The organism is Blautia sp. CGZ-1-C1, assembly GCF_056504575.1.
In genome coordinates this window covers 1-2,276 of record NZ_JBWLUT010000039.1, presented here as the reverse complement: position 1 = coordinate 2,276, position 2,276 = coordinate 1, and the positions used below count along the sequence as shown (strand labels likewise).

General features: G+C 43.8%; 1 protein-coding gene and 1 pseudogene. Both read left to right on the top strand.

Going from position 1 to position 2,276, the window contains the following annotated elements; genetic code table 11:
* Positions 1–1,760 (top strand): annotated as a pseudogene (locus AC058W_RS02180) (hypothetical protein); the annotation flags it as partial.
* 142 nt (positions 1,761–1,902) lie between these two features.
* On the top strand, positions 1,903–2,276 hold a 374-nt coding region (locus AC058W_RS02175), incomplete at its 3' end, for an FtsW/RodA/SpoVE family cell cycle protein (RefSeq protein ID WP_479389648.1).

The window sequence follows — 2,276 nt, the reverse complement described above, 5'->3', positions numbered from 1 at the left end:
CTGCAGCAACATTCATTTTGGGAGTTAACCAGCTTGCAGGTGGCGTGAGCCAGTATGCAGGTGGAATTAAGAGTCTGGTAGATGGAATCGGACAGATCGTACCGGGAATTGATACTGCAGTTACCGGAATTCAGACAGCAGTAGATAAAATGACTGCTCTTTCTTCCCAGATTGATGCAGACCAGATTGCTAATTTCAGCAAAAACATAACTGATTATACAACAGGAGTTTCTACTTATACTTCTAAAGTACAAGAATATGTTGGAAGTGTAGAACAGCTTGCAGCAGGTCTGGATCAGCTTGAAACTGCACTTAAGAGTATGGGAACTTCTGCAGCTTCAGAGGTACAGGCAAGTGCACAGGCAATGTCCGGTCAGTTAAGTGACAGTGCAGATACAATGAACTGCCAGGCAGATGCGATTGAATCCTGGATCAGTGATTCTTCAGAAGCTTCAGTAGATGCTTCTTCAGTAGAGGCAGGAGTTGCAGCTGTCAGCAGCCAGCTGGAAGCGGCAGAATCTGCTTTATATAATATTGATTACAGCAACATGGATGATGAGACAGCAGCCGCAGTAGAGGCAGCTGTTGACGGTGCGTTAGGTTCTATCCAGGCAGCAGCAGACAGCGCATCCAATATTGACACATCCACGATCACAGCTTCCGCACCTGACACATCAGCGCTGCAGGCAGCAGCAGACAGCTTAAGAGCATCTGCTGACAGCGCGGCTTCCGCAGCAGATACACAGGAAGCAGCAGTAAACAGTGGCGTTGAACAGCTTCAGCAGCAGCTACAGGCATTAAGCCAGGGAATGCAGACAGTGACAGCAACTGTAGAGCAGTTGAATGCAGGTGCAAAACAGCTTACTGCAAATGATGGCACACTGACAGCTTCCGGAAGTCAGCTTTCTGAACTTGGAACACAGATTGCTAACGGCGTAAATGGTATGAGTACATTGTTTGATGGCCTTGGACAGCAGATGCCTGCAATGTTACAGGGAATTGAACAGCTTAAGAGCGGATCTGAACAGCTTACAACAGCAAATAAATCCCTTCAGAGTGGATATGAGAGTCTTGCAAAAGCAAGTACTGAGCAGATGATCTCCGGTGCAGATACACTTCTGAGTTCCGGAAAGACTTTGACAGATGGTATCACACAGCTTCAGGGTAAGAATAATGCAAACGCACAGGCGCTGTTAAAAGGTGCAAAAACACTTAAGAGCGCAAGAAAGAGCCTGACAAGTGGTATGTCACAGATCAGTTCAGCAACAGGTCAGCTTACAAGTGGTGTGGAAGCCCTTGCATCCAACAGTGGTGCTTTGTATAGTGGCGCAGATCAGCTTTCTTCTAACAGTTCTACATTAAACAGTGGAGCATCTCAGCTCGCAACAGGAGCACAGACTCTTGCAACAGGAGCACAGACTCTTGCATCCGGAACAGGAAGCCTTGTTTCAGGAACACAGACACTGCTTGATGGAACAAATGAACTGTCAGACGGAAGTGACCAGCTTAAAGATGGTATCAAAGAACTCAACGATGGGGCAAAAGATTTAAATGATGGTCAGAAGAAGTTCTACAAAGAAGGTATCAAGAAACTGGATGATGCAGTAAATGGAGACCTTCAGGATATCCTTGACAGATTTGAGGCAATTCAGTCTGATGATGTAATGTACACAACATTTACAGATAGATCCAGTGATATGGATGGAAATGTTAAATTTATCTTTGAATCCGATCCGATTGAGATTGATGATGAGAAATAATAGGAAAATATCTTGAAAAATGGGGCAGAGGCATAATGCATCTGCCCCATTGCTTATACAGAAAGTTTCTGTTATAATGAAGTACGATTTAGGGGTGATTCCCTATTACAGGAAACAAAAACAGAAAGCGGCAGGTGATTAAATGTCAAATACAAAATCACAGAAGCAGTCTTATACGTCTTCATCAGGAAGAAGCAATACGCAGCGAAAGGCGAAAGCAGATTATTATGATTACAGTCTTGTTGCGGTTATTGTCTTACTGACCTGTTTTGGACTTATCATGCTATATAGTACAAGCTCCTATACGGCAGAAATAAATTATGGAGATGATATGTTCTTCTTCAAAAAACAGGCCATGATCAGTGTTGCGTGTATTATTATGGCACTTGTTATTTCCAGAATCAATTATCGCATACTTAATCGTTTTGCAGCTGCTTTATATGTAGCAGCATTAGTATTAATGGCATTGGTTAAGACACCTTTGGGACAGTCCTCACATGGCGCGCAGAGATGGCT